1 pseudogene is annotated in these 521 nt (G+C 34.9%); it reads right to left on the reverse strand.

Annotated elements, in window-relative coordinates:
- Positions 1-401, reverse strand: a pseudogene (locus tag J5M58_RS28140) (SDR family NAD(P)-dependent oxidoreductase); the annotation flags it as partial.
- Between the last annotated feature and the right edge of the window lie 120 nt (positions 402-521).

Genomic DNA, 521 nt, shown 5'->3' on the forward strand with positions numbered 1-521 from the left:
GTGTCAAACAGAGCAAGAGCATCTGGAGACTCACAATCAGAATCCAAACCACAACCAGCATTATTAACTAGAATATCAATTTGGCCAAAATGTTTTACCACCTCATCAACCAGTCGTTTGATGTCATCCATTGATGACATGTCAGCCACAATTTTCAATGGCTAATTATAATAAAATTATAATTAACATAAATTTTAATAAAATTCAACCTTGAGCTTTTGTGGTGAGATATTTTCACATTCAACAGCAACTTCATCAATCGTTTTACTGTCTCTTCCAGTAACAACAACTTTGGCACCGAGTTTTGAATATAACAATACAGTTGACCTGCCGATACCCGAATTTGACCCTGTCACAAGGGCTACTTTACCACTAAAATAATTGTCTTTGAACAGCGCCATTGCAATCGATTGATACACTCAAAAATCTCTAATGAAATAGTCGCTTGTATAGTCAGTTACTTCTAAGTGAAACTGAATTTATCTTATGACCTTATGATTTGATCTTATCTTGACCTTGAC

The organism is Pseudomonas sp. 32_A, assembly GCF_017490905.1.
GTDB lineage: Bacteria > Pseudomonadota > Gammaproteobacteria > Pseudomonadales > Pseudomonadaceae > Aquipseudomonas > Aquipseudomonas inefficax.